The organism is Paenarthrobacter sp. OM7, from assembly GCF_029873575.1.
GTDB lineage: Bacteria > Actinomycetota > Actinomycetes > Actinomycetales > Micrococcaceae > Arthrobacter.
On record NZ_CP123579.1, the window covers coordinates 654,142 to 679,454 of the forward strand.

Genomic DNA, 25,313 nt, shown 5'->3' on the forward strand with positions numbered 1-25,313 from the left:
GGAGTGAACGTGTCAGGAAGCAACCCCGATCCATATGAAGACAAGATCACCGGTTTGGAGCCAGGTGGAGGAGTGCCCCCGGGGGAGACCCCTCCTGGCGAAGCCTCCACCGCCGGACCGCAGGGCCATGACGAGGGAGGCCCCAGGAAGGGCACTCAATTCCTGTGGCTGGCAGCCATCGGTGCCGGCGTGCTGCTGACGCTGCTGTTCTTCATCGGCTACATCGTCGGCTTCTTCGACTAGCTGGGAATCCCGGGAAACGCGTGTTGTCGTCCGTCGGAGGTCAGAGCGCTGCTGCGTCGCTGGCGATGATCGCGGCGAGCTCCGCGGGGATGCCGTTCCCCGAAGCAGCCTTGGCATCGGCCTCGACGTCTGCCCAACGTTCGCGGTCCACGTTTTTCATGAGCTTGTCGCGCACCTTGCTGTCGATACCGTCTGAGATGAGGACGACGTAAAGTCCGGACTTGCTGGCCTGGACGGTGAAGGTGATGGACGCCGTCGCCTCTCCTCCCGGGCCGCTGGCTGTGGCGATGAGGGTGTGCTGCCCGGCCGCGAGCGTCAGTGCCTTGACGGCGTCGCCTTCCGCGACCGTGTGCCCGTCGAGTTGGATGGTGACATTGTCGGCGTTGGTGGTTTCCACAGCGGGGGTGACGGTGTCGCCGCGGCTCAGAGTGGCGCCCTCGAGCTTTCCTGCGAAGCGGACGGACGGAGCCTCAGGGGTGGGGGCGGTGGGGGTAGCGCTTTGGAAGCCCACAAGGGCGCCGGCGCGGTTGGTGATGATGCCGTCCACGCCGGCCTCGGTCATATCCTTCCATTGCTGCGGGCTGTCCACGGTGTAGGGCATCACGGCGATGCCGGCTTGGTGCAATTCCTTGATGGCATCTGGACGGGCGGCAAGCGCTGACCAACTCGGGTTGTACGTGACGGCTCCGAACTGCTTGGCTGCAGCCACAACGTCAGCGTCCAAGGCACCCCGGAGCAGGCCGAGCCTCAGGGATGGCTCGTACTCGCGCGCGTAGCTCAGAACGTTGGTGTCGAAGCTCTGCAGGATGGTCTGCTCCAGCATGCCGCGCTCCTTGAGCATGTCAACTACGCGCTGGACTTCTGAGCGGGTTTCCGGGCCTTTGATCTCCAGCAGCAAGCCGGCGCCCTCGGTATTGGTCTGGTCCAGGAACTCAGCAAGGGTGGGAACCTTGGCGCCGGCATAGGCCGGGGAGAACCAGGATCCTGCTTCCAGCCCGGCAATGTAGCCGGAGCTCAGGGTAGAGACGTCGCCGGTCCCGGACGTCACGCGATCCACAGTGTTGTCGTGAATGACCACTGGGACGCCGTCCTGCGTGGTGTTGACGTCCATCTCGATCCAGTCGGCGCCGGCCCGGCCTCCCGAGAGGAGGGCCTGGAGTGTGTTCTCGGGGATGACTGAGGACAGTCCCCGGTGGGCGATCACTGCGGGCTTTTCTCCGGGCTTGATCAGCAGGGATTCGGTGGCAGGCAGTTCGGTGACTTTGATGTCGTCGTAGGAAACTGTTGCACCGTTGGCGACGAGGCCAAGAACGCCATTGTCTGTGCGGATCAGGCGGTTGGTTTCCATCACTTTCTGGCCGTTGAAGAACCATGCGGCCTTCTTGCCTCGAACGTCGACGGAAACGCGGACGTCCTTCCCCGTACCAGCGTCCGAAGGAGCGGCGGCGGTATTGGTGACGTTCCATGCGTTGGAGGCGTTGCGCTCGGCAAACTCCAAGCCGTTGGTGGCAGTGCTCCCTGAGCGCATGGTCGCAATCCAATAGGGGACACTGCCATCGGGCTTCATATCCAGTGCCAAGGCGGACCAGCGGGCAGCGTTGAGCACATTCTCAAAGCGGACCGTTGCTTCAAGCCGGTAGTTGGCCAGGTGCGGCCCGAAGGTGATCCGCGAAAGCTGGTTGGAGGAGGTGCTGGTTCCGTAGAGGCGGCCGTTCTCCACCTTCCAGGTTCCCTCGACAGCAGTGAAGCCGTCGGGGAGGCCAGTGCCGGAGAAGTCCTGAGTGTAGGCAGGCGCCGGTTCGACTTGCTGGTCGGGGGACGCCGGGGCAGCATTGGCGGGAGCGAGGGGTAGAAGCGCTGTGGCCAGCAGTGCTGCTGCCACGAGACTGGAGCTAAGCCGTTTTGGAGTATTCACCCTCACGACGGTAGGCAGCTTGCTTTCCCGCATGAGGTACAAACGGGGAACCCAGCTTGAACAGACTCTTAAGAAACCGCTTACGGGCGCCCGGTGGGAACTCAACGCATCAGGGCAGCGGGCGGCAACCAATCTGTTCTGCAAAGGCAAGCATCGCGTCGCATGCCATGTCCACTGTCACGAGCCTGTTCCCGGCAACAATGTGCAGGCTGTACGCATCTTCAAGTGCCACCATGTTCATGGTTGCCTGGTCCAGGTCGGTGGAGATGCTGAACGCGCCCGAGGCGTTGCCCTCTTCGAAGATCGCCCGGTAGGTGGCGGTCTGCCGCAGGTACATCTGCTGGACCAAGGTGTCGTGCAGTTCTGACTGTCCGGCCATGAAGTCGAATTCGTAGAGCAGGCGCATGAGGGCGTCGTCGGGACCGCTGGGCAGGCCCGCGGAGATGGCCGCCCGGAGCTTTTCAGCGGGCGAGGAAAGTTGGGCCACCACTGCGTCCCTGTGGTCGCAGAACCGCTCAGTTCCGGCACGATGCGCCTCGACGAGGAGTGCATCCAGATCGTCGAAATAGTAGAGCAAAGCCCCTCTGGTCAGCCCGGCCCTCTTGGCGACATCGGTGAGGGATAGTGAGCGCAGACCTTGGGTTGAGGCCTCTTTGAGGGCAGCCTCCACGAGTTCGGATCGGCGCTGTTCCTGGGTGTTGGGTCTTGCCATGCTCTTGACACTATCCGATGTGAGCTGCCACACTCCAATAGTTATTTGACACTGACGTCAAAAAACTAATTCAACCCGAATGGATCCCCATGGAACAGCCCATCACCTCCGTTCCGGCGCAACCCCCAAGTCCCCCGGGCGCCGGGACCGGCCGAAACTATGACGCCTCACTGTCCCGCAGCCTTGGCCTCGGCGGAAACATCCTCATCACTCTTTCCTCCATCTCGCCTGCTTCCAGCGTCTTCATCCTTGGCGGCGCCGCGCTGACAGCCTTCGGCACAGGTGTCGTCTGGGGATTCCTGATCGCGGGCGTCGTGAGCATTTTGGTGGCCTTCTGCTATGCCGAACTTGCTTCCGCCTATCCTGTGGCAGGCGGCGATTATTCACTCGTTTCAAGGGCCTTGGGTCCGGCGTTCGGAGTCGCCACCTTCTTCATCAGCTTGGTGTCCTTGCCCCTGATCGTGGCGGTCTTCGCACTGGGTGTAGCGGACTATCTGGGAGTAGCGATCGCGGGACTCTCTCCATTGCAGACGGCGCTTGCCGTAGTTGTTCTCACCACCATCACCGCCTGCTTCAATATTCGGGCCAATGCTTGGCTCACGGGTATCTTTCTGTTCATAGAGCTGGCGGCCCTTGTGCTCCTGGCGGTTTTGGGCCTGATCCACATTGAGCGTCCTGTCGAAACACTGTTTACGGCCCAAGCCCTGGATCCCGACACGGGGTCATTGGCGCCGCTTGCGATATCCGGGCTCATGATCTGCGTGACGCAAGGGATCTTTTCCTTCAACGGTTACGGGGGAGCGGTCTACTTTGCGGAGGAGACCAAGAATCCCAAGCGCAACCTCGCCCGTGCGGTGATCTGGAGCGCGGCCGTCACCATTGCCGTCGAGATCGTCCCGCTCGGTACGATCCTCCTTGGTGCGTCCTCCCAAGAGGAGCTGTTCGGCTCTGAACTCCCCGTGGAAGTCTTTCTGAGCGAGCGTGCCGGGGAAGCAGTCACCATGCTGGTTCTGCTGGCGGTGGCGTTTGCCATCATCAACGCGATCATTGCCATCACTCTCCAAGCCGGGCGCCTGCTGTATGCGGCGGCCCGTGATCAGGCCCTGCCCGGCGGGGTGTCCCGCGGCCTGCGCCGCGTCAGTGCCAAGGGTCAAGTGCCGGTCGCGGCCACCGCCGCCATGGGCGTCTTTGCTTTCCTGGCCTGCTTCGTTCCTCTTGACGTCCTGCTCACGGCTACGGGTTCCACGCTCACGTTCAGCTACCTTTTCATTGCGTTGGCAGCCATCCACCACCGCCGCACCAACGGCAGCCGGACCGGCTACCGGATGCCGTGGTGGCCCCTTCCGCCGGCTGTGTGTATCGCGGCTCTGTGCTTGGTGTTCATCGTGGCAATTCTTGACCCGGCACAATGGCTCAGCCTGGGCATCTCCCTGGTCTTCGTGACCGGCGGTTTCGCCTACTACTTCCTGTACCTCCGGCCGCGGAGCGGGACCCACCTTCTACTGCTTGACGCTGTTCTTGACGAGGAGAACCACAATGCTTGACCTGCTGCTTCACAACGGGGCTGTCCGCACTTTTGATGGTGCCGGCTGGGCCCAAGCCGTCGGGATTACGGGCGGATACATCACCTACGTGGGAACGGACGATGATGCTCCGGCGGCCCGCCATCGGATCGACCTCAACGGACGCCTGCTGACTCCCGGCATCATTGACAGCCACAACCACTTGCTCCTCGGCTTCGACCCGGATGCCGTTAGCCTCGAAGGTGCTTCCTCCCTGGGCGAAGTCCGGAAGCGGATCGCCGAACACGCAATGGAGCGGCCGGAGCTGGACTGGATCTGCGCCGAGAATGCCGTGTATTCGGTGGTGGAAGGGCGGCGGCCCAATGCTTCGGACCTACGTGGAGTGACGGACCGCCCGGTTTTCATCACCACCTACGACCAGCACTCGGTGTGGCTCAACGACGCCGCGCTGAGAGTGCTGGGCATCACCCATGAATCATCCATCCCGTGGGGACGTCCGGAAGTCGATGCCGATGGGAACCCGACCGGGTGGGTCACCGACTTCTACACGAGTGCCATGACCGCCTCAGGACTGCGCGGACTGCAACGCGATATCCCCATGTATTCTCCTGACCGTCGCTACCGGCGCATCACCTCAAGCCTGGCGATGGCTGCAGCGAGCGGCATCACCACAGTGGTGGAACCCCAGGTGCCCTTGGCGGAGCTCGATCTTATGTATCGTGCCCGGGCAGAGGGAAAAATGCACTCGCGCGTGATCACCGCTCTCTTCCACCCCGTGGGTTCCGACGCAGAGTTCCGCAAGGACCTGCGCGAGGCAGTGGACAGTGCGCCGGTGGACGACATGCTTCGGCTTGGTCCGGTCAAGCTGTACGCGGATGATGTGATCGAACCACACACTGCCGCCATGCTTGCAGACTACGCCAACCGGCCAGGGCACCGCGGCTCCCCGAGTATGCCACCCAACGAGTTCACGGCGATGCTGGGCGAGCTCCATAGGCTTGGCTTCCAAACCCACACCCACGCCACCGGCGACTGGGGAGTGCGCATGGCGTTGGATGCGATTGAAAGCGCCCAACGCAGCAGCCGCACCACGGACCACCGTCACGGAATTGTGCATGTGGAGTGTTTGGACGACGCCGATCTGCCCCGCTTCGCCCGGTTGGGAGTTGTTCCTGCAATGCAGCCGCGGCACTGTTCCCCGGACTTGGTGGCCGGCACGTGGATGGACAACGTTGGTGAGGGGCGCTGGCACCGTGCGTGGCGGTTCAAGTCACTCGCAGACTCGGGCGCCCGGTTGGCTTTTTCCAGCGACTGGCAGGTGGGAGAGATGGACCCCCTGGTGGGTTTCTACACCGCACTCACCAGGGCGGGTCTCGACGGCGGCTCGGCCTGGACCCCCGATGAATGCCTCGACCTCGACACCACCCTCCGTGCGTATACACAAGGCGGCGCGTGGGCGTGGCACGCCGAGAACGAACTGGGCGTTATCCGCGCAGGAACCAGGGCCGACGTCGTGGTCTGGTCTGCCAACCTGTACACGCTGGAGGCCTCGGAACTGCTCGGCGAGCGGGCTGATCTGACAATCGTCGGTGGCGCCGTAGTCCACGACGCCCGCCGCGAGTTCAGCGACGATCCGCCGGTCCCCGCGTCAGCGGCCGGTGTTGGGCACGGCGTCCCGGCCGAGTCGCACTCGACCTGCGCGCACTGAAGGGGCGACGACGGCGGGTCGCCCCGCCTCATCGGCGGTCCTTGGCAGTTGCTTCGTCAATAACGATGCTGAGGTCGACGGGTCGGCTCCACATCGGCCAGTGGCCAGTGGGGAGGTCGACAAGTTCGAGGTTACGGAGGGTGGCGACCTCTGCCATCATGGGGTCGCCTTCGCGCGCCATCTGCATCAGAACCTCGGAGGGATAGGAGCAGGCGATGATCGTCGAGGGGACGTCTCGTCGGGAGTCGTGCTGAAGATGCAGTGGAGCGCGCACGACGTTCGCGGGCATCGGCACCGCTCGCTGACGGAATAGTTCAAGGTCCCTCCTGCTGAGCCCGTCGAGGCTCGCGCCCAGCTGGTCAAAGGGTGGCAGCATTACTTCTTGTTGATCTGGTGGCACGGACGCATCGACGACAGAGCCATTCGAGGCAGGGCCACTGTCGACGTAGATGATTCTGGTGACGGCGGTGGGGTTCTGGTCCAGGAGGACGGAGGCGGGGACTCCGGCGCCGCTGTGAACGACGAGCACCACGGGGGAACCGTCGTTGCCGGCAGTCCTCACAGCCAAGCGCAAAGCGTCGGCCTGGTCGGCCAGAGTCCTTGAAGCCCGCTCGGGATCCTCGGGGTCAAGGCCCGGCAGCGTCACTGCTGTGACGCGGTGGCCGCGGCTGCGCAGATCCGCCGCGACGGCGTCCCACGCCCATCCACCCAGCCAGTGGCCAGGGACGAGAACGATTGACGTTTGAGTGGTTGTGATTGTTTCCATGTCTCCATGCTCGCGCGCGCTCCGGACAACCCCATGTCACTATTTCAGTCACTATTTCTGCGATAGTGGCAAAATGAACAGAACCGCGCGCCTTCATGCCCTTACTGAGTCACTGCGCCGGGCAGGCACTCGTGGGCGCACTGCGCAGCAGCTTGCCGATGAGTTTGAGGTGGCCCTTCGCACCGTCAAACGTGACTTGGCCGCGCTCCAGGCCGGCGGGTTGCCAGTCTGGGGGCGAACAGGTCCAGGCGGCGGTTACGGGCTGACGGAAATGTCGTCGCTGCCGTCGGTGAATCTCACCGCCGCGCAGGCGTTGGCCCTCAGCGCGGCAGTGTCCGCGAGCAATCAAGCACCGTTTTCCGATTCGGCCCGCGCCGCGATCCGGAAAGTGCTGGACGTGCTGGACCCAGTTGCCCGCCGTCGAGCCGCTGAACTGTCCCAGCGAATCTGGGTCGACGTCGGCCCGGCGCCACACCGTCGGGTGATGTCAGTGCTTGAGCAAGCCACTATTGACCAAGTCACCGTAAAACTGACGTATACCGATTCCAAGGGCGACACCACGCGGCGTGAGGTGGAGCCGATGATCTTCGCTCTCAACGGTAACCGGTGGATGCTTGTGGCATGGTGCAGATTGCGTGACGGCATCCGTTGGTTTGATCTGACCCGGATCCAGCGCGCAACCGCCACCCGTCATCCATGTACGGGCCATCACGTCGACGAGATCGGCACCCCTCCCGAATTTGCGCGCCCCATCGATATCTAGCCCTTCGGCTGCCCGGGCCGTGGACGTGCGGGGTCCGGACGTGCAGCGGGGTCCCCTCCCATGGCTTCGGCCAAGCGGTCCCGCGCGCGGCCGAGGTGTTCGTCCAGCAAGGCTGCTGCTGCGTCTGCCTGGCCGGATTCGATGAGCTCAAGTATTTTCTGGTGTTCGGCATGGATCAGCGAGGTATCCAGGAGATGCAGGGACTGGACGCGGACCATGCACATCCGCACTTCTCCCACGAGCGAGCGGTACATCCGGCTGAGCCGCTCGTTCCCCACGGCGTCAATCAGGCTGGTGTGGAAACGCATGTCAGGTTCCACCACGTCCAGGGGAGTGCCGCTTTGGAGCGCGGCGATGTCCCGGTTCGCCTGCACTGCTCCCTCCGGAACCGTCTTGCTGTGGGCGAGCCGCCGCAGCACTTCACTTTCGAGGTATGCCCGGGCGAGGTAGATGTCGCGCACGGAGTCTGGTCCGAGATCCACAACGCGAGCGGTCTTGTGCGTTCCGCGCTCCAGCAGGCCCTCGGGTACGAGTTTCTCAATGGAGGCCTTGGCGGTGGGCCGGGCTACCTCGTAGGAGGTGGCGACGTCCGTTTCCGTGAGCGTATCGCCCGGGCCCAGGTCACCGGCAAAGATGCGGCTGCGGAGGTCCGCTGCGATGGCGTCGACGATTGAAACTGCTGAAACTCGGCCCTGCAACGAGGCCTCCTTGAAGGGTTGAAGTGGATCTCCACGTCCTATCGTGCCAGACAAGTCAGCAAAGAATTCTTGACCGGCATGTATACTTGTTAGACAATCGTGTCGTGTTGATCTTCCGGCAGTCCACCCCCGTACTCGATTGGATGGTGCCCTAGTTGGCTTACCTTGACCTTGCTGGTTTCCGCGCTGCGCTGCAGGATCCCGCCGCAGTACGCACCAGGGCCATCGATCGTCACGCCAATGCCCATGACGCCTCGCATTTTCTGTTGATTCCGCAGGCTGTGGTGACAGCGGGAAGTGCTGCCGACGTCGGAGGTTTGTTGCGCGCCAGCGCCGCGCAGGGCGTGCCGCTGACTTTCCGCTCCGGCGGTACCAGCTTGAGCGGGCAGGCTGTCACCGACGGCGTGCTGGTGGATGTTCGCCGGAACTTCAGGGACATTGAGGTGCTCGACGACGGCGCCCGGGTTCGTGTCCAGCCCGGCGTTACCGTTCGGGCCCTGAATGCGAGGCTCGCTCGCTACGGCCGGAAGTTCGGGCCCGATCCGGCCAGCGAAGCGGCGTGCACCATAGGCGGGGTAGTAGCCAACAATTCCTCCGGCATGAACTGCGGCACCGTGGACAACACGTACCGCACCTTGGAGTCGCTGACCGTAGTGTTGCCTTCCGGGACGGTCGTGGACACCGGGGCGCCCGACGCCGGGGAAAAGCTCCGCACCGTTGAGCCGGATCTCTACCGTGGCCTGGCGCGGTTGGCTGAACGGGTCCGGAGCAACCCCGACTCTGCCCAGAGGATCCGGCAGCAGTTTTCCATGAAGAACACCATGGGCTACGGCCTGAACTCCCTGCTCGACTTCCAGAACCCGGTGGAGATCATGGCGCACCTGATCATCGGCAGCGAAGGCACTCTGGGATTCGTGGCTGAGGCGGTGTTCCGGACCATTCCCCGGCTCCAGCATGCTGCAACGGGTCTGCTGGTTTTTCCTGATCTCGAGGCAGCCAATGCTGCGCTGCCCGCTCTCGTTGACACCGGGGCCGCCACCATCGAACTCATGGATGCGTTGTCGCTCAAGGTGGGCCAGACGCTCAAGGGGACTCCCGCCGTCGTGCATGACATTGCGGTCCGTGACAATGCCGCCCTCCTGGTGGAGTATTCCGCAGGTAGTGCCGACCAACTGGAGGAGCTTCGGGCGGGCGGCTCGGGAATCCTGCAGAGCCTTGGGCTTTCCGCCCCCGCGCAGTTCACCGCCGATCCGCGGGAGCGCGCGCAACTGTGGCAACTGCGAAAAGGCCTGTACGCCTCCGTGGCCGGCGCGCGCCCCCAAGGCACCACGGCTCTGTTGGAAGACATTGTGGTGCCGGTGCCCGCGCTTGGTCGCACTTGCCGGGGCCTGATCGGGCTGTTTGACAAGTACGGGTACAGCAACAGCGTGATCTTCGGCCATGCCAAGGACGGCAACGTCCACTTCATGCTGACCGACGGCTTTGCCTCGACGTCCGAACTGGACCGATACAGCGCTTTCACCGAGGACATGGTGGACCTTGTCCTTGCCGAAGGAGGATCGTTGAAGGCCGAGCACGGCACGGGGCGTGTCATGGCCCCGTTCGTCCGCCGTCAATACGGCGAGGAGCTCTACGACGTCATGCGCACCATCAAGCGGCTCTTCGACCCCGCAGGCATGCTGAACCCGGGTGTGGTGATGGATGAGGACCCTGTGGCCCACCTCCGGCACATCAAGACAGCCCCGCCAGTAGCGGAGGAAGTGGATCGCTGCGTTTCCTGCGGATATTGCGAACCGGTGTGTCCCAGTAAGGACATCACCCTCACGCCGCGCCAGAGAATCGTCACGCTGCGTGCCATTGAATCCGCGCGCCTGGCCGGAGACTTGGCGTTGGTGAAGGAGCTGGAGCGAGACTACGGGTACGAGTCGGTGGACACCTGCGCCGTGGACGGCATGTGCCAAACCGCCTGCCCGGTGGACATCAACACAGGATCACTGGTGAAGCGCCTGAGGAAGAACGACGCCGGAAAACTCGCCAACGGCGCGTGGAACGCCGCAGCCAAGCACTGGGAAGGTGTCACTCGCGGGGCGGCCCTTGCCCTGACCGTGGTGGACAAGCTCCCAGCGGCCGTCATCAAGCCACCCAATACAGCGGCGCGGGCTGTCCTGGGGGCAGATGCTGTACCCCTGTACTCCACGGAGCTTCCAGGCGGAGGTTCACCGCGGAAACGCCCTGCTCCTTCGGGGCATGTTGATGCCGTCTATTTCCCTGCCTGCGTCAACACCATGTTCGGTCCGGCAGGGGCATCACCTGAAGCCGGCGGACGCGGCGTGCAGTACAGCTTTGAACAACTGTCTGCCCGGGCAGGGCTAACGCTCCTGGTTCCACAAGGTATTGACGGCCTGTGCTGCGGGACGCCGTGGTCCTCCAAAGGGATGGCAGACGGCCAGGAAACCATGGAAGCGAAAACAGTCGCAGCGCTCCGGCACGCCACCCGTGACGGCGAGTTGCCCATCGTCTGCGACGCCTCTTCCTGCACGGAGGGCCTCCGCCATGCCGTGGAATCCGACGTCCCCGCCGAGGGACAGCTTCCCCTTCGCATCGTTGACGCCGTGGACTTCGCCGCAGAACGGATACTGCCCCTGCTGCCCGAGCACGGAAAACTTCAAACACTGGTGCTGCATCCCACCTGCTCGTCAACGCGGATGGGACTCAATGATGCGCTGGGCGTGGTTGCCGGTGCCGTGGCGGAACGCGTGGACATTCCCGAGAACTGGGGTTGTTGTGCGTTTGCCGGTGACAGGGGCATGTTGCATCCGGAACTGACGGCGTCGGCAACAGCGCGTCAGGCCGCGGACGTAGCGGACCTGAACGCTGCTGCCCACGCCTCCTGCAACAGAACCTGTGAGCTCGGCATGACACGGGCAACGGGATCCCAGTACCGGCATGTACTTGAGTTGCTGGAAGAGGTCACCCGGTAAACGTCCTGTACCAAGGGCCGCGGTCAGCTGGCGGGTGTTTTACTCGACGAGCTTCCCGGCGACGGAATCGTCCGCGGAGGCCTCGGCAAGGGCTCGGAAGGAATCCGGAGCCGGAGGCAGACTTTCGAATCTGACGCCCTCGTCCGTTGACCAGACAAAGTTCCCCTGGAGTGAGGGATCTGCCGTTGGGAAGTCCGCACGGTTGTGGGCACCGCGGGTTTCGCGGCGTTCAAGGGCGCACTCGAGGGTGGCCCGTGCTGCCAGCAGGGAGCCCAGAAGGTCGTAGGCGTGGGCCAGGTCATCGAACCCGGCGATGTCCGGGTGGGCGGTGACCAGCTGGGCGCGCTCCTCCAAGGCCGTCAGCTTCTCGAGTCCTTGTTCCAGTCCCTGTTCAGTGCGGACCACCCCGGCGTGTTCGGTCATGAGGTTGCGTAGTTCACGCTGCAGCCGCCGTGCGGATTCTGTCCCGCGTTCACTGAGCAGTGGCTGCATTTCGCCGCGGGCTGTTCCTACAGCGGCGGGATCCCGGACCAGATGGGTACGCGAATGGACGTAGTCGGCCACATGCTCGCCGGTGATACGTCCGTAAACGAGCAGCTCAATCAGTGAATTGCCGCCGAGACGGTTGGCGCCGTGGAGCCCGGACGATGCCTCGCCGATTGCGTAGAGGCCGTTCACTCCTGTTCCGTGGTCCTCGGGGGCAACCCAGACCCCACCCATCGAGTAGTGGGCTGTGGGCGCAATCTCGATTTTGGTGGTGGTGATGTCCAGCATCTGCAGGTCGATCAGGGTGCGGTAGACCCGAGGCAGCTTTGCCATGATGGTTTCCCGTGGCAGGTGGGACACGTCCAGGTAGACGCCGCCCTTCCGGGTCCCGCGACCTTCGGCGACTTCGGTGAAGGCGGCCAGCGCAACCCGGTCCCGGGTGGAAAGTTCCATGCGCTCGGGGTCGTAGCGTTCCATGAAGCGCTCACCGAGGGCGTTGGTGAGGATCCCTCCTTCTCCACGGGCCGCCTCGGAGACCAATGTGCCGGCCGCGTCGTCGGGCTCCAACAGGCCGGAAGGGTGGAACTGGACCAGCTCGGCGTCTCGGATCCGGGCTCCGGCCAGGGCAGCCAGCCGGAAGGAGTCCCCGGTGTTTTCATCGCGCCGGGAAGAGGTGTGCCGCCAGATGCGGGTATGTCCGCCTGCGGCCAGGATGACGGCATCGGCGTGGATCTGCACAGGGGTCCCATCCACGACGTCGAATCCATAGGCTCCGAAGATGGTGCCGTCGGCGACGAGCAACCGGGTGATGTAGACGGTGTCGATGATGGGCACGTTCAACTCTGCCGCCCGGCGCATCAGCGTGCGCTGGATCTCCAACCCGGTGTAGTCCCCGGCGTAGGCCGTGCGGCGATACTTGTGCGCTCCGAAGAAGCGCTGGGAGATCCGTCCATCTTCCTCGCGGGCGAAGGGCATGCCCCACTGTTCAAGGTCCTCAATGCCGCGGGCAGCGTTGCGGGCAACTGTTTCGACAATGGACGGGTCGGCCAGGAAGTAGGACTCCCTCAGGGTGTCGGCGGCGTGCTGTTGCCAGCTGTCCTCCGGGTCCATCGTGCCCAAAGCAGCGTTGATGCCACCGGCGGCAAGGCTCGTGTGGGCGTCGTGCTTGCGCCGCTTTCCCACCGCCAGCACCTGCACGCCCCGCTGGGCGAGCTCAATCGAGGCGCGCAAGCCGGCGCCGCCGGTGCCGATCACCAGCACCGAGGTGGACAGGAGTCGTTCTGGATTGGAGTTGAGGTTCATGATGTCAACGCTAGGAGGAGTGGCTTCATGTCTCCAATGAATTATTTGAGTGAAGATCATGCGTTTAGGCTATGACCATGAAGCTGGAGCAGTTACGCACCTTCGAGGCGATCGCCCGAGTGGGCCATTTCACACGCGCGGCCGAGCAGCTTTATCTCGCGCAACCTTCCCTCAGCAGGCAGATCGCCGCACTCGAGGCCGATCTTGGAATGGCTCTCTTCCACCGCGGACCGTCCGGGGCGACCCTGACGAATGCGGGGGAGCTCCTCCTGCCCATCGCCCGGCGCATGCTCGGCGACGCGCAGACCGCGCGGGAGCAAATGAATGAGCTCGCAGGGTTGCGCCGGGGCCGCATTCGCCTGGGCGCCCCGCCTACGCTGTGTGTCTCACTGGTGGCCGATGTGCTGGCCTCTTTCCGAAAGGCGCACCCCGGAATTGAATTGCACATCACTGAAGGCGGTTCGCGGTTCCTTGTTGATGCCCTGAATGAAAGCGCGCTGGATCTGGCTTTGGTGGTCACCCGCGGCGTGGACCCCACTGTGAAGGGAACTGAGCTGATTCCATTGCTGACTGAGGAGCTGGTAGTTGTCTCCGCCGCGGGATCGGCGGCGCACGAAGAACTCACCCTGGAAGAGTTGGCGCGCATTCCGCAGGTGGCCTTTAACCGCAGCTATGACCTGCGGGTGGCCACCGAGGCGGCATTCTCCGCCAGCGGCTTGGAACCGGTGATCGCCGTCGAAGGCGCCGAGATGGACGCCGTGCTGCGGTTCGTGGAACGGGGACTGGGTGTTGCAGTGGTGCCGGCAATGGTAGTCATCGGCCGGCCCGGACTGCACAGTGCCCGTCTGGTCAATCCCTCACTGACAAGAACCGTCAACCTGGCCCGACGCGACGACATTGGTCCTTCGGCAGCCGCAGCAGCTATGCAGGAGTTCATCTTCAGCACAGTTGACCGGCTGGCGGCACCCGGCACCGACCTTGCACGGCTGGTCACGCCAACGGAACGTCGCTGATGGAGATCAGATCAATCCCAGTTCCGCCACGGCAGCCCGCTCCTCGGCAAGCTCGGCGGCTGTCGCATCCATCTTCCTGCGGCTGAAATCGTTCACTTCCAGCCCTTCAACAATTTCCCAGTTCCCGCCTGAGGTAGTCACCGGGTACGAATAGATGAGACCTTCGGGCACCCCGTATGACCCATCGGAGGCAACGGCCATCGAAACCCAATCGCCCTCGGGGGTGCCGAGCAGCCAGTCGCGGGCTGCGTCGACGGTTGCCGACGCTGCCGATGCCGCGGAGGACGCACCCCGGGCATCGATGATGGCTGCACCCCGCCTGGCAACCGTGGGGATGAATTCGTTCTCGATCCAGTCCTGGTCATTCACCACCTCAGCCGCGTTCCGGCCGGCGACTTCTGCATGAAAGATGTCCGGATACTGCGTGGCGGAATGATTGCCCCAGACGGTCATTTTGCGGATATCCCCCACCTTGGCTTGGGTCTTTTTCGCCAGCTGTCCAAGGGCGCGGTTGTGATCAAGGCGGGTCAGGGCGCTGAACCGCCCGGCGGGGATGTCCGGGGCGTTGCTCATCGCGATCAAGGCGTTGGTGTTGGCCGGGTTGCCCGTCACGCCGATGCGGACATCGTCGGCTGCGACCCGGTTCAGCGCCTTGCCTTGGGCCGTGAAAATAGCACCATTGGCACTGAGCAGGTCGCCGCGTTCCATGCCCTTGGTCCGAGGACGTGCGCCGACGAGCAAGGCAAGGTTGACGCCGTCGAAAATGTGGTCGGCGTCGTCGCCGATTTCGACCGAGTCGAGTGCGGGAAACGCGCAGTCATCGAGCTCCATCACCACACCCTCCAGTGCCTTCAACGCCGGCGTGATCTCCAGGAGCCGGAGTTGCACTGGCGTATCAGCACCGAAGAGGGCACCGCTGGCTATCCGGAAGAGGAGGCTGTAGCCGATCTGGCCGGCCGCGCCAGTCACAGCGATCTTAATGGGCGTGCTCATACTCTCGTTCTCCTTGCTGGTGGGCTTTGCAAGCTGTATGTCATGCTGCCACAGAGCTGGTCATCGACTAACTGCGAAGTCGCCGGAGAAATGCGAAATCGCCGGAAAGGACCAGCGAACTGGAGCCCTTCCGGCGATCCCGGTGCACGGAACCTGTCAGCGGGTTTCGAGGTCCTCCAGCGACTTGCCCTTAGTGTCAGAGGACATGAGGGTGGCTCCGGCTGAGACGAGGCAAATCCCGAGGGTGGTCAAGCCGATGACCAGGGGGATATTCGCCGATCCCGGGGGAGCGATCGCCGTGAACAGGCTGGGGAAGAAGGACGCGATCATGAGCCCGATGTTCTGGGAGACTGCGAAGCCCGTGACCCGCATCCGCATGGGGAACTGCTCCTGGAAGAATGTGGCGAACGTGGCATTCCACATCTGGAAGAGGATGCCCTGCACAATCACCACGCAGAGGAACACCAGGGGCAGGCTGCGCTGTTCGATGGCCCACAGGTAAACCAAGGTCAGCAATCCGCCGGCAATGCCGCCCGCCACCATCAGTGTCCGCCGGCCAATCCTGTCGGACAGGGCGCCGAACAGGGGGATGGTCAGCACTGCGGCCACGTTGGCTGCCAAGGTTACCCAGAGGAACTCGCTGCTGGAGAAGCCGATGCCGTATCCCTTCTGGGTAGCGAAGGAGACACCGAAGATGAGGGTCGCCATGCCGATCACGTTGGTGAAGGTCATGATGATGCATCGGACCAGGACCCAGGGGTGGGTGCGCAGGAGGTCCACCAGCGGGAAGCGGCGCTTGACGCTGGCGTCTTCGGAGTGGGCCAGGTAGGCGGGTGGCTCTTCAACGCGGCGCCGGATAACGTACCCGGCCACGATCACCACGGCGCTGAGCAGGAACGGCAGGCGCCAGCCCCAGGAGTGGAACTGCTCGTCGGGGAGGAGGGCGGCAAGCGGAATCAGTACCGCGGTAGCCAGGATTGAACCCACCTGCGTTCCCTGCAGGCTGAAGCTCGCGAAGAAGCCGCGTCTCGCATCAGGAGAGTGCTCCACGATCATCGCGCTGGCGCCGCCGAGTTCACCTGCAACGGCGAATCCTTGGATCAGGCGGAGGATCACCAGCAGAACTGGCGCAAGGAGGCCAACTTGCCCATACGTCGGCAGCAGCCCGACGGCAAAAGTAGCGAAGCCCATGAGCAGCATCGCGAAAACGAGCACCTTCTTGCGTCCGTGCCGGTCACCATAGGCTCCCAGGATCACGGCACCGAGTGGGCGGGAAACGTACCCCACCGCGTAGGTCGCCAACGAGGCGATGATGCCAACCGTGGGATTTTCGGTGGGGAAGAAGATGGTGGGAAACAGCAGCGTGGCCGCCAGCGAATACAGTGCGAAGTCGTAATACTCCAGCGCGCTTCCGATCCAACCGCTCATTGCGGCTTTCTTCGGATCCTTCTGGCCGGTGGTTCGTTCGGGCCCGGCAGGGTGCTCGGGGGAGGGGGCGGGATCCCTCCGGTGCGTGACTGTCACGTCGCTGTACTCCTCTGGCGTCATTGGCAAGGAACAAGAACTCTTCCCATCCAGGACTGAACAAAGTGGTCATTCAGCGTGAGGAAGGTTACATCTTGAATCGATTCATAAAGCATAGGACGTGACGTGCGCTACGTCAACGCACGACGACGGCAGGCCACGGTGGGTTCGATTGGAACCAAGGTGACCTGCCGCCGTCGTAACGGTTTTAGTTGTGCGTGGTAAGGGGTCGGAGGTGGCTACTTCGCCAGGAAGCGCAGCAGGATCTCGTTGATCTCAGCGCCGTGTGTCCACAGCATGCCGTGGGGCGCGCCCTCGATCTCGACGTATTCGGCGGAGGGGAGCCGCTTGGTGAATTCCCGTCCGGTGGCGTCGATCGGCAGGATGCGATCGTCGGTGCCGTGAACGATCAAAGACGGGACGGTGACCTTCCCGATGTCGGCGCGGAAGTCCGTGAGCCATGAATCCACGACGGCGAAGGATGCGTACCAGGACGATCCTGCGGCGACATTCCACGAGTTCCGCAGGGCTTCCTCGCTGAGACGGTTGCCAAGGAAGTTATCGGTGTTGAAGAAGTCGTTGTAGAAGTTGGTGAACCAGGCGTAGCGGTCCTCGATGGCTGCGTTGCGAATGCCGTCGAACACGCTGGACGGGACGCCGGTGGGGTTGTCGTCCGCCTGGAGGAGGAAGGGCTCGAGGGATGCCAGGAAGGCGGCCTTCGCAACGCGGCCTTCGCCGTAGGTGCCGAGGTAGCGCCCTACTTCGCCGGTACCCATCGAGAAGCCCACCAGTACTGCGTTGTTCAGGTCCAGGGTTTCGAGGACTGTGTTGAGGTCGGCGGCGAAGGTGTCGTAGTCGTAGCCGGTGGTCGGCTTGCTGGACTTGCCGAACCCGCGGCGGTCGTAGGTGATGACGCGGTAGCCGGCGTTGAGGAGGGCTGCGGTTTGCTTCTCCCAGGAGCCGCCGTCCAGCGGGTAGCCGTGGATCAGGACTACGGGCTGACCTGTTCCATGGTCTTCGTAGTAGAGCTCGATGTCAGTGGTGTTTTCGGTGCCGACCTTGATGAAACCCATGATATTGTCCCTTTTCTGCGAATAGAGAACGATCGTTCTCTTCTGGTGTTTACCATCGTAGAGAACGTTCGTTCTCTTTGCAAGTAGAATGGATGCATGAATGTTTCCGAAGTCCGCGAACGCATCGTTGCCACTGCTGACGAGCTCTACAATGCCAAGGGAATCCAGGCTGTTGGGATGGACGAGTTGCGTTCCGCTGCCGGGGTTTCGCTGAAGAAGCTTTACGGGGAATTCCCGTCAAAGAGCAGCATTGTCATGGCCGTACTGGAGTACCGGCATCAGTCCTGGACCGAAGGGCTGGACGCTACAGTCCAACAAGCCGGGGCGCCGCGGGAGCGGCTCCTTGCCATCTTCGACTACCTTGCCGGTTGGTTCTGCCAGGACTCATTCCGCGGGTGCGGTTTCATTAACAGCTTCGCCGAGCTGGGTGCCGTGAGCCCCGAGGTCGCCGAGTATGCGCGGAAGCACAAAGAATCATTCCAGGAATACGTCGCCCGCCTGGCGGTGGAGGCCGGTGCTCCGGGCTACTTGGCGCCGCAACTGGCCATCCTCGCCGAAGGCGCCCAGACTACAGCGGCCATCGCCGGAACGTCCGACGCCGCCGGGCAAGCGCGTCAAGCGGCTGAGGTCCTCATCGACGCGGCCTTGGGTGTCGCCTGGGCTGGATGAGGTCTGGCCGGATCTTGCCGGCTGGAGGGGCGGGATAGCAGAACGGCGCTGCCGGGACTAGGCTTCTGGGATGCGCCGAACGGCGCATCAGGAAGAAGACCATCCGTGTTTGAAGTCCCCAGCATCCTGTTCCTTTCGGCAGGCGTTGCGGTGTTGGCCGCTGCTGTCTTGCCAAAGTTGTTGCGACGCATGCCGCTGTCCATGCCCATGGTCTTTCTTGGCAGCGGCATCCTCGCCTTCACCTTGCTTCCCGAGCTGCCGGACCCGGATCCCGTTCAGTATGGCGAGTTCACCACGCACCTGACCGAGATCTGCGTCATCATCTCCCTTATGGGGGCCGGTTTGGCGTTGGACCGGCCATTCCGTTGGCGTGGATGGTCCACCACGTGGCGCTTGCTCGGCATCGTCATGCCTTTGTGCATCCTTGTGATGACGCTCCTGGGGCTGTGGGTGCTGGGCTTGGGGCTCGCCGCAGCCATCCTCGTGGCAGCCGCGATCGCACCCACGGACCCTGTGCTGGCGTCGGAAGTGCAGGTTGGCAGGCCCGCGGACAGCGAGGAGGACCCGGACGAAGACGAGGTTCGTTTCGCCTTGACCTCCGAGGCGGGTTTGAATGACGGGCTTGCCTTCCCCTTCGTTTATCTCGCCATCCTCATCAGCCTCGTGGGGGCCTCCCCGGCCGGTTGGCTGGGGGAGTGGGTTGCTGTGGACGTTCTATGGCGAACTGTTGCCGGTGTGCTCATTGGGTACGGTACGGGCAAGTTGCTGAGCTTGGTCTTTTTCGCAGCCAAACGCAAGAGTTTTCGTTTGTCCGAGCATTCCGAAGGATTTGTGGCCCTGGCGGCGACGTTCCTGGCCTACGGTGCAACGGAGATGGTGTCCGGCTATGGGTTCGTTGCAGTTTTCATTTGCGCCTTGACCATTCGATCCGCCGAACGCAACCACGCGTACCACCAAGTGCTGCACAGCTATGTGGAGCAGTTGGAACGCCTCATGACAGTGGTGATCCTGGTCCTCCTTGGGGGTGCCATAGCCCGCGGCTTATTGGAGGGGATCGGCTGGGCGGAGCTGTTGGTCGCCCTGGCGTTCCTTCTGGTTGTCCGCCCCGTGGCCGGATGGATCGGGCTCATGCGCGGAAAGACCGGTCCCCGCGAACGCCTGGCTATTTCCTACTTCGGAATTCGCGGGATCGGCTCCCTGTTCTACGTTGCCTTCGCGCTGGGCCATGGAAACTTCGGGACAGAGGCCCGCGAATTGTGGGCCATGGTCGGTTTGGTAGTCGCTTTGTCGATCGTGGTACACGGCGCCACCACTGCGCCCTTGATGAATCGACTGGACCGTTTGCGCGTTGCCGAAGCGCGCAAACAACATGGCGACGAAGGCCGCGCACCAACCACTGCTGTCTAGGACGAGGGCAGCAGAATGGCCGGATCCCGCTCTTTTATAAATTTTTTGGAGAAATTATTCGGCCACTCAGGTTCTTCCTCGACAGTCTACTTATCAGCATGCTGACGGCCTGAGCAGGCACGATGTTCTTGTGGCAGTTCTTTCGGCCCCCTGCCGACCTGGAAGCCGGGCTTCTTTCCGCACCCGTGCCCCCTAGGCACGCCAAATGTGTGCGCGTACAGTCCGCTGTATAGCTCCCCCACACTCTGTCGGGCAGTTGCTTTGGGGCGTTTGCCCTGCTGGGGAAGGAACTGCCATGCGACATAGCTCTGCGCAAAAAGACCCACGTGTTCGAACCGGTGGATCGAGTCACCGCCGAACAGGAACCGCGATTGGGGCTGCATCAGGAGTTCTTCTCCTTGCGGGAGCCATCATGTTGCAACAGGTTCCCGCTTTCGCGGCCACGACTGTCCAACTGGGCACCGCAGCGCCGTATTCGGTGTTGGCCGCAACCACCGTGACCAACACGGGTCCGAGCACTCTCCAAGGAGACCTTGGCCTTAGCCCGGGCACTGCCATCACCGGGTTTCCACCAGGCATCGCCGCCGGAACTACCCACGCAGCCGACGCTGTCGCTCTGCAGGCACAATCAGACCTGACAACGGCGTACAACAACGCGGCAGGCCGGCCGCTCACGGCCAGCGTGTCCGGCGACCTGGTAGGCCAAACACTGAGGGAGGGCGTGTATAAGTCAACGTCTTCTTTGGCGCTCAGCGGACAGTTGACGTTGGATGGCCAGGGCAATCCGGCCTCTGTGTTCGTTTTTCAGGTTGCCTCGACCCTGATCACAGCGTCAGCCAGCAGCATTGTCCTCATTAACGGAGCCCAAGCCTGCAACGTGTTCTGGCAGGTGGGCAGCTCGGCTACATTGGGCACCGCTTCGAGGTTCAAAGGTTCTGTTCTGGCCCTGACGTCCATCACAGCACAAACCAGCGCGAGGATTGAGGGACGGCTCCTGGCCCGGAATGGTCAGGTGGCCCTCGACACCAACGTGATCACTACCCCTGCCTGCGCCACGACTCCGACGACGTCAGCACCACCGGTGACCGCGACTGCGACCGCGACGCCGACGGTGACTGAAACAGCGACCCAGACGGCGACTGCGACCGCGACGCCGACGGTGACTGAAACGGCGACCCAGACTGCAACCCCGACGCCGACGGTGACTGAAACGGCGACCCAGACTGCAACCCCGACGCCGACGGTGACTGAAACGGCGACCCAGACTGCAACCCCGACGTCGACGGCGACTGAAACGGCAACCCAGACTGCGACCGCGACCGCGACGCCGACGGTGACCGAAACGGCAACCCAGACTGCGACTGCGACGGCGACGCCGACGGTGACCGAAACGGCGACCCAGACGGCGACTGCGACGGCAACCGCGACGCCGACGGTGACCGAAACGGCAACCCAGACTGCGACTGCGACGGCGACTGCGACGGCAACCGCGACGGCCTCTGAGACCAGCCGACCGACGAGGACCGCGACTGCTACCAGGACGGCACCTGTGACAGGGCCTTCCGATACGTCCACTACCCAGGCCACCACCACGGATCAGGCGGTTCCCTTGGCTGGAACCGGCGGTCGGAACCGGGGCACGAACGTGGACACCGCCACGGTGTCCAAGGCCAGTTCCTTAAGCCGGACAACAATCCTTGGAACAACGTTCGTCGGCCTCGGCGGGGCGGGCATCCTTTTCCTGGCAGTCCGACTGCTGATGAACGGACGCGGACAAAGCCAGGAGAAGTAGCGGGGTGCGGCGACAACCCGTCCAGCGCGGGAGGCACCGCCGCACGCTTGTTCCGGCCTTGATAGGTCGGAAACGGTGGAGGAAGGTGGCGTTCGCCACCTTCCTCGCCGCGGCCCTCCTGCTTCCTGCATGGTGGACAGCGCAGACAACCTCAGCCAACCGCGGCGCCCTGATTGTCATGTCGGATGCCCCGGCTTCGACGGCTACTGACCCTTTAGCCGCGAAGTCCCCGGCCCTGGTGCCACCTGTACCGTCCGAACCATCCGAAGGGCCGAATCAGGAAGGTGGGTTGAAGGACGGTTCTCCGCCGTTGCACATCACCTATGGAGCGGTGGGACTGGACCAAAACGTGGTGCCGTTGGCGCCCACCGCGGAGGAACTCCGGCTCGGTGCAATCGTTCCGCCGCACACTTCAGATGCCTATTGGCTCAGCCCTTATGGGATGCCTGGCGGAGGCTCCACCAACACGACCTACATTGTTGGCCACAGCCTGGAGGGCCGGCCTTCTCCCTTCAATAACATCAGCGAGCACGCAAAGCCGGGTGATCTACTCACCGTCACTACGGCGGAAGGGCACTTGGGGTACAGGATTGATGCGGTCACCACCGAGTACAAGGACACCTTGAAGGACAGCGCGATCTGGGACAAGCAGCCAGGGCGCCTGATGGTCATCACGTGCTACACGGCTGATCTTTGGGGGAAGAACATCATCGTCCAGGCGAGTCCTTTGCCACCGCAATAGTCGATGGCTACATGCATGCCGGACTGCGGTGAACCCTGGGAGCATGGAAGACTGGACGCATGTCTCCCCGTCCCATGAAACCGCGACCCCAATCCCATGCCGTTGATAGTCAAGGCAAACCGCAGAGCAGCGGGCGGCGCCACCTCGCGCTGAGGCTCGACGACGCGTGGCTTGGTTTTCAGACACGTCTTGCCATCCGGCGTGGCCGGGTGGAGACCGTGATCCCGTACACCGGCTATGGCTCCACATCCTGGGTTCGGGTGTTGGCGCGCGTAGTCCGCAGTGATCCCAGGGATGCGGCAGGCCACGCCAAACCGCTGCAGGAAAGCATGCGTGGTTGGCGCAACTTCACGAGTGCGCCCGTGGCAAACGCAGCCGTGCAGGTGACGATTGCAGGGACCGTTCACGAGGTGGTCGCCGACCGTGGAGGCGTGGTGGACGCGCGGATTCCTGTCGTTCTTGACGCCGGCTGGCACACCATCACCCTCCGGTCCGGGGAATCGCGGATCGTGGAGGCTCCCGTGGAGATCGTCGCGGACGATGCCGACTTTGGCGTGGTGTCCGACATTGATGACACAGTGATGGTGACCGCCCTGCCGCGTCCCTTCCTGGCCGCTTGGAATACGTTCGTCCTTAACGAGCACGCCAGGACCCCGACGCCAGGAATGGCCGTGTTGTACGAACGGATCGCCCGGACGGCGCCGTCTGCGCCGGTGCTGTATTTGTCTACCGGAGCTTGGAACGTCGCTCCGACGCTGTCGCGGTTCCTCTCCCGTAATTTGTATCCCGCGGGTCCTAAGCTGCTGACTGACTGGGGCCCCACTCCTGACCGCTGGTTCCGCAGCGGCCAGGAGCACAAGAGGAACTCCCTTGAGCGACTCGCGGAAGAGTTCCCCCACATCAAATGGTTGTTGGTGGGCGACGACGGACAACATGACGAAGCCATTTACTCGGAGTTCGCCCAGCGTCATCCTGAGAACGTCAAGGCAATCGCCATCCGACAACTCTCTGCCGGTGAAGCGGTGCTTGCGGGTGGCCGTTCGAAGTCCGGCGGCCAGCCGACACCCGGCGTGCCGTGGATTTATGCTCCGGATGGCGCAGGAATGTCGGTCCAGCTTGAGGAGTTGGGCGTTATCCGCAGTGAGGTCCGTTCGGCCGATGACCCTGAGGAAGGCGAAGTGGGCACGGCATCGCAGTGATGACTACACGACGTCGATGAACACCGGGTTGGCGTAGAACCAGGTGTCCGTCCACGGATCAGCATCCCCGAGGTTGTCACCGTGCCGGATGGGGCCGGCGGGGTCTACGGATGCGCCGTAGTATCCAGCGCCGTGCCGGTTTCCATCACTCCCGCGAAGACGGAAGTAGCAGGACTTTTGGACATCCTTGATGACGTGCCTGATGGTGAACGTGCCGGTGCGGCCTGAAACGTCCAGCTGCTTCCATACAGTGGTTCCCGGCGCCTTCAACGTGTCGCGATCCGTCACAGCACCGGTCACAGCGCCGCCGATCACATCCACATGGGCGAGTTTCGGAAGAATCCCCGCAAAGTTGCGGTAGTCCGTCGTCGTAATGGTGATGGAAATTTCGACGTCGGCGCCTCGCCGAACCTGCAGCCGGGAACCGAGGGTGACCCCGTTGCGTCCGTTGCTGTTGCCTGCGCCATTGCCGCGGACTTCGCGGACGCGGACATCCAACCCTTGCAGCAGGTGTCCGTGGTCCACCCACATGCGTCCACGGCGCATGGCTTCCAATACGCCGGTGTAGGAGCGCTCGGTGACACCGGTGTGCAGGCGGCTGAATTGGCCGGGCCAGTAGTCGCTGCCGCCCTGCTTTTCGCCGGCGTCGAACGGGTCCGGCCGTTTGCCGGTGACGGACCACCGGTCGAACTCGTTGGGCAGGCTGAGATAGGGCTCCTCGGCCGGGTACGGTCCGGTCTTCCACGTGTCCTTGACCGTGAGGTGGTTGTCCGAGTTGGACGTGATCCAGAACGGCAGGCCCTCGGCGAGCATGGAATCCCATACGCCGCCCACTGTCGCCGTGGCCCAGTCGAAACCGCCGTAAGGTCGGAACGCGTCTGCCGGGTACCCGGGGAAGCTGAACTGGGTGGGGTTGTTGGTGTACTCGCCGCGCTGGTCTCCGGCCCTGGAGAACTGGCTGACTCCCGAGCCTTGGGCTCCGGGTGCACCTTCCATGCCGATCATGACGTCGCGGGCGGCGTCGCGCCAGGCGCGGAGCTCATGCGGGGAATCGATGCCCAGGCGCATGGGGTGGTTGGCCAAAGCCACCACGTCCTCGATGTAGCCTGAGCGCTTCTGGTTGGCCAACCAGGCGATGGCTTCCACGGCCTTGCGTTCAAAGGTTTCCACTTGGGCCGTTCCCGGCGTCGGTTTTTCCCACTGGTTCAGCTTGCCGTCCCACACCAGTTCGAATGTGCGCAGGAGGTTCACTTCGTTGGGCCCCGGTGCCACCAGCACCGAAGCGTGCTCCGCACCCGGGATGTACCACTCGAGTCCCTGGAAAATCAGTAGCCCAGGACGTGCTGCACGCTGCGCCTGGATTTCCTTGTTGGCATTGACTGCGCCGCCATTGTTGGCATGGCCGAAGTTGCTGTGTTCCGTTAATGCCAGCCAGTCAACGCCGTAGGCCTGCGCGGTGTCCAGCTGCTGCTTGATCATGTACTTCGCGTCGTGGCTGTACTGCGTGTGGACGTGGTGGTCACCCACGAGCCACTTCAGTTGGGGGTCGTTCCCACCCGGGTTCGCCATCGCCGGCCGGGCCGTGGCAGCCGTGGCAGCGGTGCCTGCGGCTATGATGCCGGCCGACTGCAGGATGCGCCGGCGGCTCAGCCCCATGCTCCTTAGTTCAGCATCGGCCAGCTTCACACTCTGGCTGTGGGTGGTCGTCATTTCTTCTCCAGTGCACATAGCGCTTCCCTCTGTCGATTCCGATCCCCCCAGCGGGATCACAGTAGGGAACCTGGATGGCACGAAGGTTAACCGG

At 63.3% G+C, this 25,313-nt stretch carries 20 protein-coding genes; 11 read left to right on the forward strand and 9 right to left on the reverse strand.

The window, feature by feature from the left end; all coding sequences use genetic code 11:
• Positions 1–9 precede the first annotated feature (9 nt).
• Complete coding sequence (locus tag QEH68_RS03170; RefSeq protein WP_091465072.1) at positions 10–243, forward strand: DUF6480 family protein; 234 nt, start codon at positions 10–12, stop codon at positions 241–243.
• A 40-nt stretch (positions 244–283) separates the two neighbouring features.
• On the opposite strand, the gene QEH68_RS03175 is transcribed toward QEH68_RS03170, so the two are convergent.
• Together QEH68_RS03175 and QEH68_RS03180 are read right to left on the reverse strand one after the other, a co-directional pair.
• Positions 284–2,158, reverse strand: a complete 1,875-nt coding sequence (locus QEH68_RS03175) for a glycerophosphodiester phosphodiesterase family protein (protein WP_280626410.1) — start codon at positions 2,156–2,158, stop codon at positions 284–286.
• Between the two features lie 109 nt (positions 2,159–2,267).
• A complete protein-coding gene (locus QEH68_RS03180) occupies positions 2,268–2,870 on the reverse strand; it encodes a TetR family transcriptional regulator (protein ID WP_207596123.1) in 603 nt (200 codons plus the stop codon).
• An 89-nt stretch (positions 2,871–2,959) separates the two neighbouring features.
• On the opposite strand from QEH68_RS03180, the gene QEH68_RS03185 reads away from it, so the two are divergent.
• Positions 2,960–4,414: an APC family permease gene (locus tag QEH68_RS03185; RefSeq protein WP_280626411.1), complete on the forward strand. Its 1,455-nt coding sequence runs from the start codon at positions 2,960–2,962 to the stop codon at positions 4,412–4,414.
• Entirely contained in the window at positions 4,407–6,101 is a 1,695-nt protein-coding gene (locus tag QEH68_RS03190; protein ID WP_280626412.1) for an amidohydrolase, read from the forward strand. The genes QEH68_RS03185 and QEH68_RS03190 overlap by 8 nt, the downstream gene beginning before the upstream one ends.
• A 28-nt stretch (positions 6,102–6,129) precedes the next feature.
• Here QEH68_RS03190 and QEH68_RS03195 read toward each other — a convergent pair whose 3' ends face one another.
• On the reverse strand, positions 6,130–6,867 hold the full coding sequence (locus tag QEH68_RS03195; protein WP_280626414.1) for an alpha/beta hydrolase: 738 nt from the start codon (positions 6,865–6,867) through the stop codon (positions 6,130–6,132).
• Between the two features lie 73 nt (positions 6,868–6,940).
• Between QEH68_RS03195 and QEH68_RS03200 the strand changes: the two genes are divergently transcribed.
• On the forward strand, positions 6,941–7,630 hold the full coding sequence (locus tag QEH68_RS03200; protein ID WP_207596127.1) for a WYL domain-containing protein: 690 nt from the start codon (positions 6,941–6,943) through the stop codon (positions 7,628–7,630).
• On the opposite strand, the gene QEH68_RS03205 is transcribed toward QEH68_RS03200, so the two are convergent.
• Positions 7,627–8,328 carry a GntR family transcriptional regulator gene (locus QEH68_RS03205; RefSeq protein ID WP_280626415.1) on the reverse strand — a complete coding sequence of 234 codons (702 nt, stop codon included), beginning with the start codon at positions 8,326–8,328 and terminating at the stop codon, positions 7,627–7,629. The two genes, QEH68_RS03200 and QEH68_RS03205, sit on opposite strands and share 4 nt — an antisense overlap.
• 155 nt (positions 8,329–8,483) lie before the next feature.
• Here QEH68_RS03205 and QEH68_RS03210 point away from each other — a divergent pair, with 155 nt between their 5' ends.
• Positions 8,484–11,309, forward strand: coding sequence for an FAD-binding and (Fe-S)-binding domain-containing protein (locus tag QEH68_RS03210; protein ID WP_280626417.1), 2,826 nt, complete (start codon positions 8,484–8,486; stop codon positions 11,307–11,309).
• A 39-nt stretch (positions 11,310–11,348) separates the two neighbouring features.
• Here the strand turns inward: QEH68_RS03210 and QEH68_RS03215 are convergent, their stop codons facing one another.
• Positions 11,349–13,097, reverse strand: coding sequence for an FAD-dependent oxidoreductase (locus QEH68_RS03215; protein WP_280626419.1), 1,749 nt, complete (start codon positions 13,095–13,097; stop codon positions 11,349–11,351).
• 71 nt (positions 13,098–13,168) lie between these two features.
• On the opposite strand from QEH68_RS03215, the gene QEH68_RS03220 reads away from it, so the two are divergent.
• Positions 13,169–14,110 (forward strand): LysR family transcriptional regulator, encoded by a 942-nt coding sequence (locus QEH68_RS03220; protein ID WP_207596131.1) that lies wholly within the window; start codon positions 13,169–13,171, stop codon positions 14,108–14,110.
• 6 nt (positions 14,111–14,116) lie between these two features.
• Here the strand turns inward: QEH68_RS03220 and QEH68_RS03225 are convergent, their stop codons facing one another.
• The 3 genes from QEH68_RS03225 to QEH68_RS03235 form a co-directional block, all read right to left on the reverse strand.
• Positions 14,117–15,103, reverse strand: a complete 987-nt coding sequence (locus QEH68_RS03225) for a malate dehydrogenase (RefSeq protein ID WP_280626421.1) — start codon at positions 15,101–15,103, stop codon at positions 14,117–14,119.
• A gap of 156 nt (positions 15,104–15,259) precedes the next feature.
• Positions 15,260–16,627, reverse strand: coding sequence for an MFS transporter (locus QEH68_RS03230; RefSeq protein WP_280626423.1), 1,368 nt, complete (start codon positions 16,625–16,627; stop codon positions 15,260–15,262).
• Between the two features lie 239 nt (positions 16,628–16,866).
• A complete protein-coding gene (locus tag QEH68_RS03235; protein ID WP_280626424.1) occupies positions 16,867–17,700 on the reverse strand; it encodes an alpha/beta hydrolase in 834 nt (277 codons plus the stop codon).
• Positions 17,701–17,796: 96 nt separating this feature from the next.
• Between QEH68_RS03235 and QEH68_RS03240 the strand changes: the two genes are divergently transcribed.
• The 5 genes from QEH68_RS03240 (at position 17,797) to QEH68_RS03260 (ending at position 23,509) form a co-directional block, all read left to right on the forward strand.
• Positions 17,797–18,369, forward strand: a complete 573-nt coding sequence (locus QEH68_RS03240; protein ID WP_207596135.1) for a TetR/AcrR family transcriptional regulator — start codon at positions 17,797–17,799, stop codon at positions 18,367–18,369.
• Positions 18,370–18,474: 105 nt separating this feature from the next.
• Entirely contained in the window at positions 18,475–19,776 is a 1,302-nt protein-coding gene (locus QEH68_RS03245) for a cation:proton antiporter (protein WP_280626427.1), read from the forward strand.
• Positions 19,777–20,188: 412 nt separating this feature from the next.
• A complete protein-coding gene (locus QEH68_RS03250) occupies positions 20,189–21,568 on the forward strand; it encodes an ice-binding family protein (RefSeq protein WP_280626429.1) in 1,380 nt (459 codons plus the stop codon).
• A gap of 85 nt (positions 21,569–21,653) precedes the next feature.
• The gene (locus QEH68_RS03255) at positions 21,654–22,310 is read left to right on the forward strand and encodes a class F sortase (RefSeq protein WP_280626431.1); all 657 of its coding nucleotides are present in this window, start codon (positions 21,654–21,656) and stop codon (positions 22,308–22,310) included.
• A gap of 59 nt (positions 22,311–22,369) precedes the next feature.
• Positions 22,370–23,509, forward strand: a complete 1,140-nt coding sequence (locus QEH68_RS03260; RefSeq protein WP_280626432.1) for a phosphatase domain-containing protein — start codon at positions 22,370–22,372, stop codon at positions 23,507–23,509.
• Positions 23,510–23,512: 3 nt separating this feature from the next.
• Here QEH68_RS03260 and QEH68_RS03265 read toward each other — a convergent pair whose 3' ends face one another.
• The gene (locus QEH68_RS03265) at positions 23,513–25,219 is read right to left on the reverse strand and encodes a PHP domain-containing protein (protein ID WP_280626434.1); all 1,707 of its coding nucleotides are present in this window, start codon (positions 25,217–25,219) and stop codon (positions 23,513–23,515) included.
• Positions 25,220–25,313 lie beyond the last annotated feature (94 nt).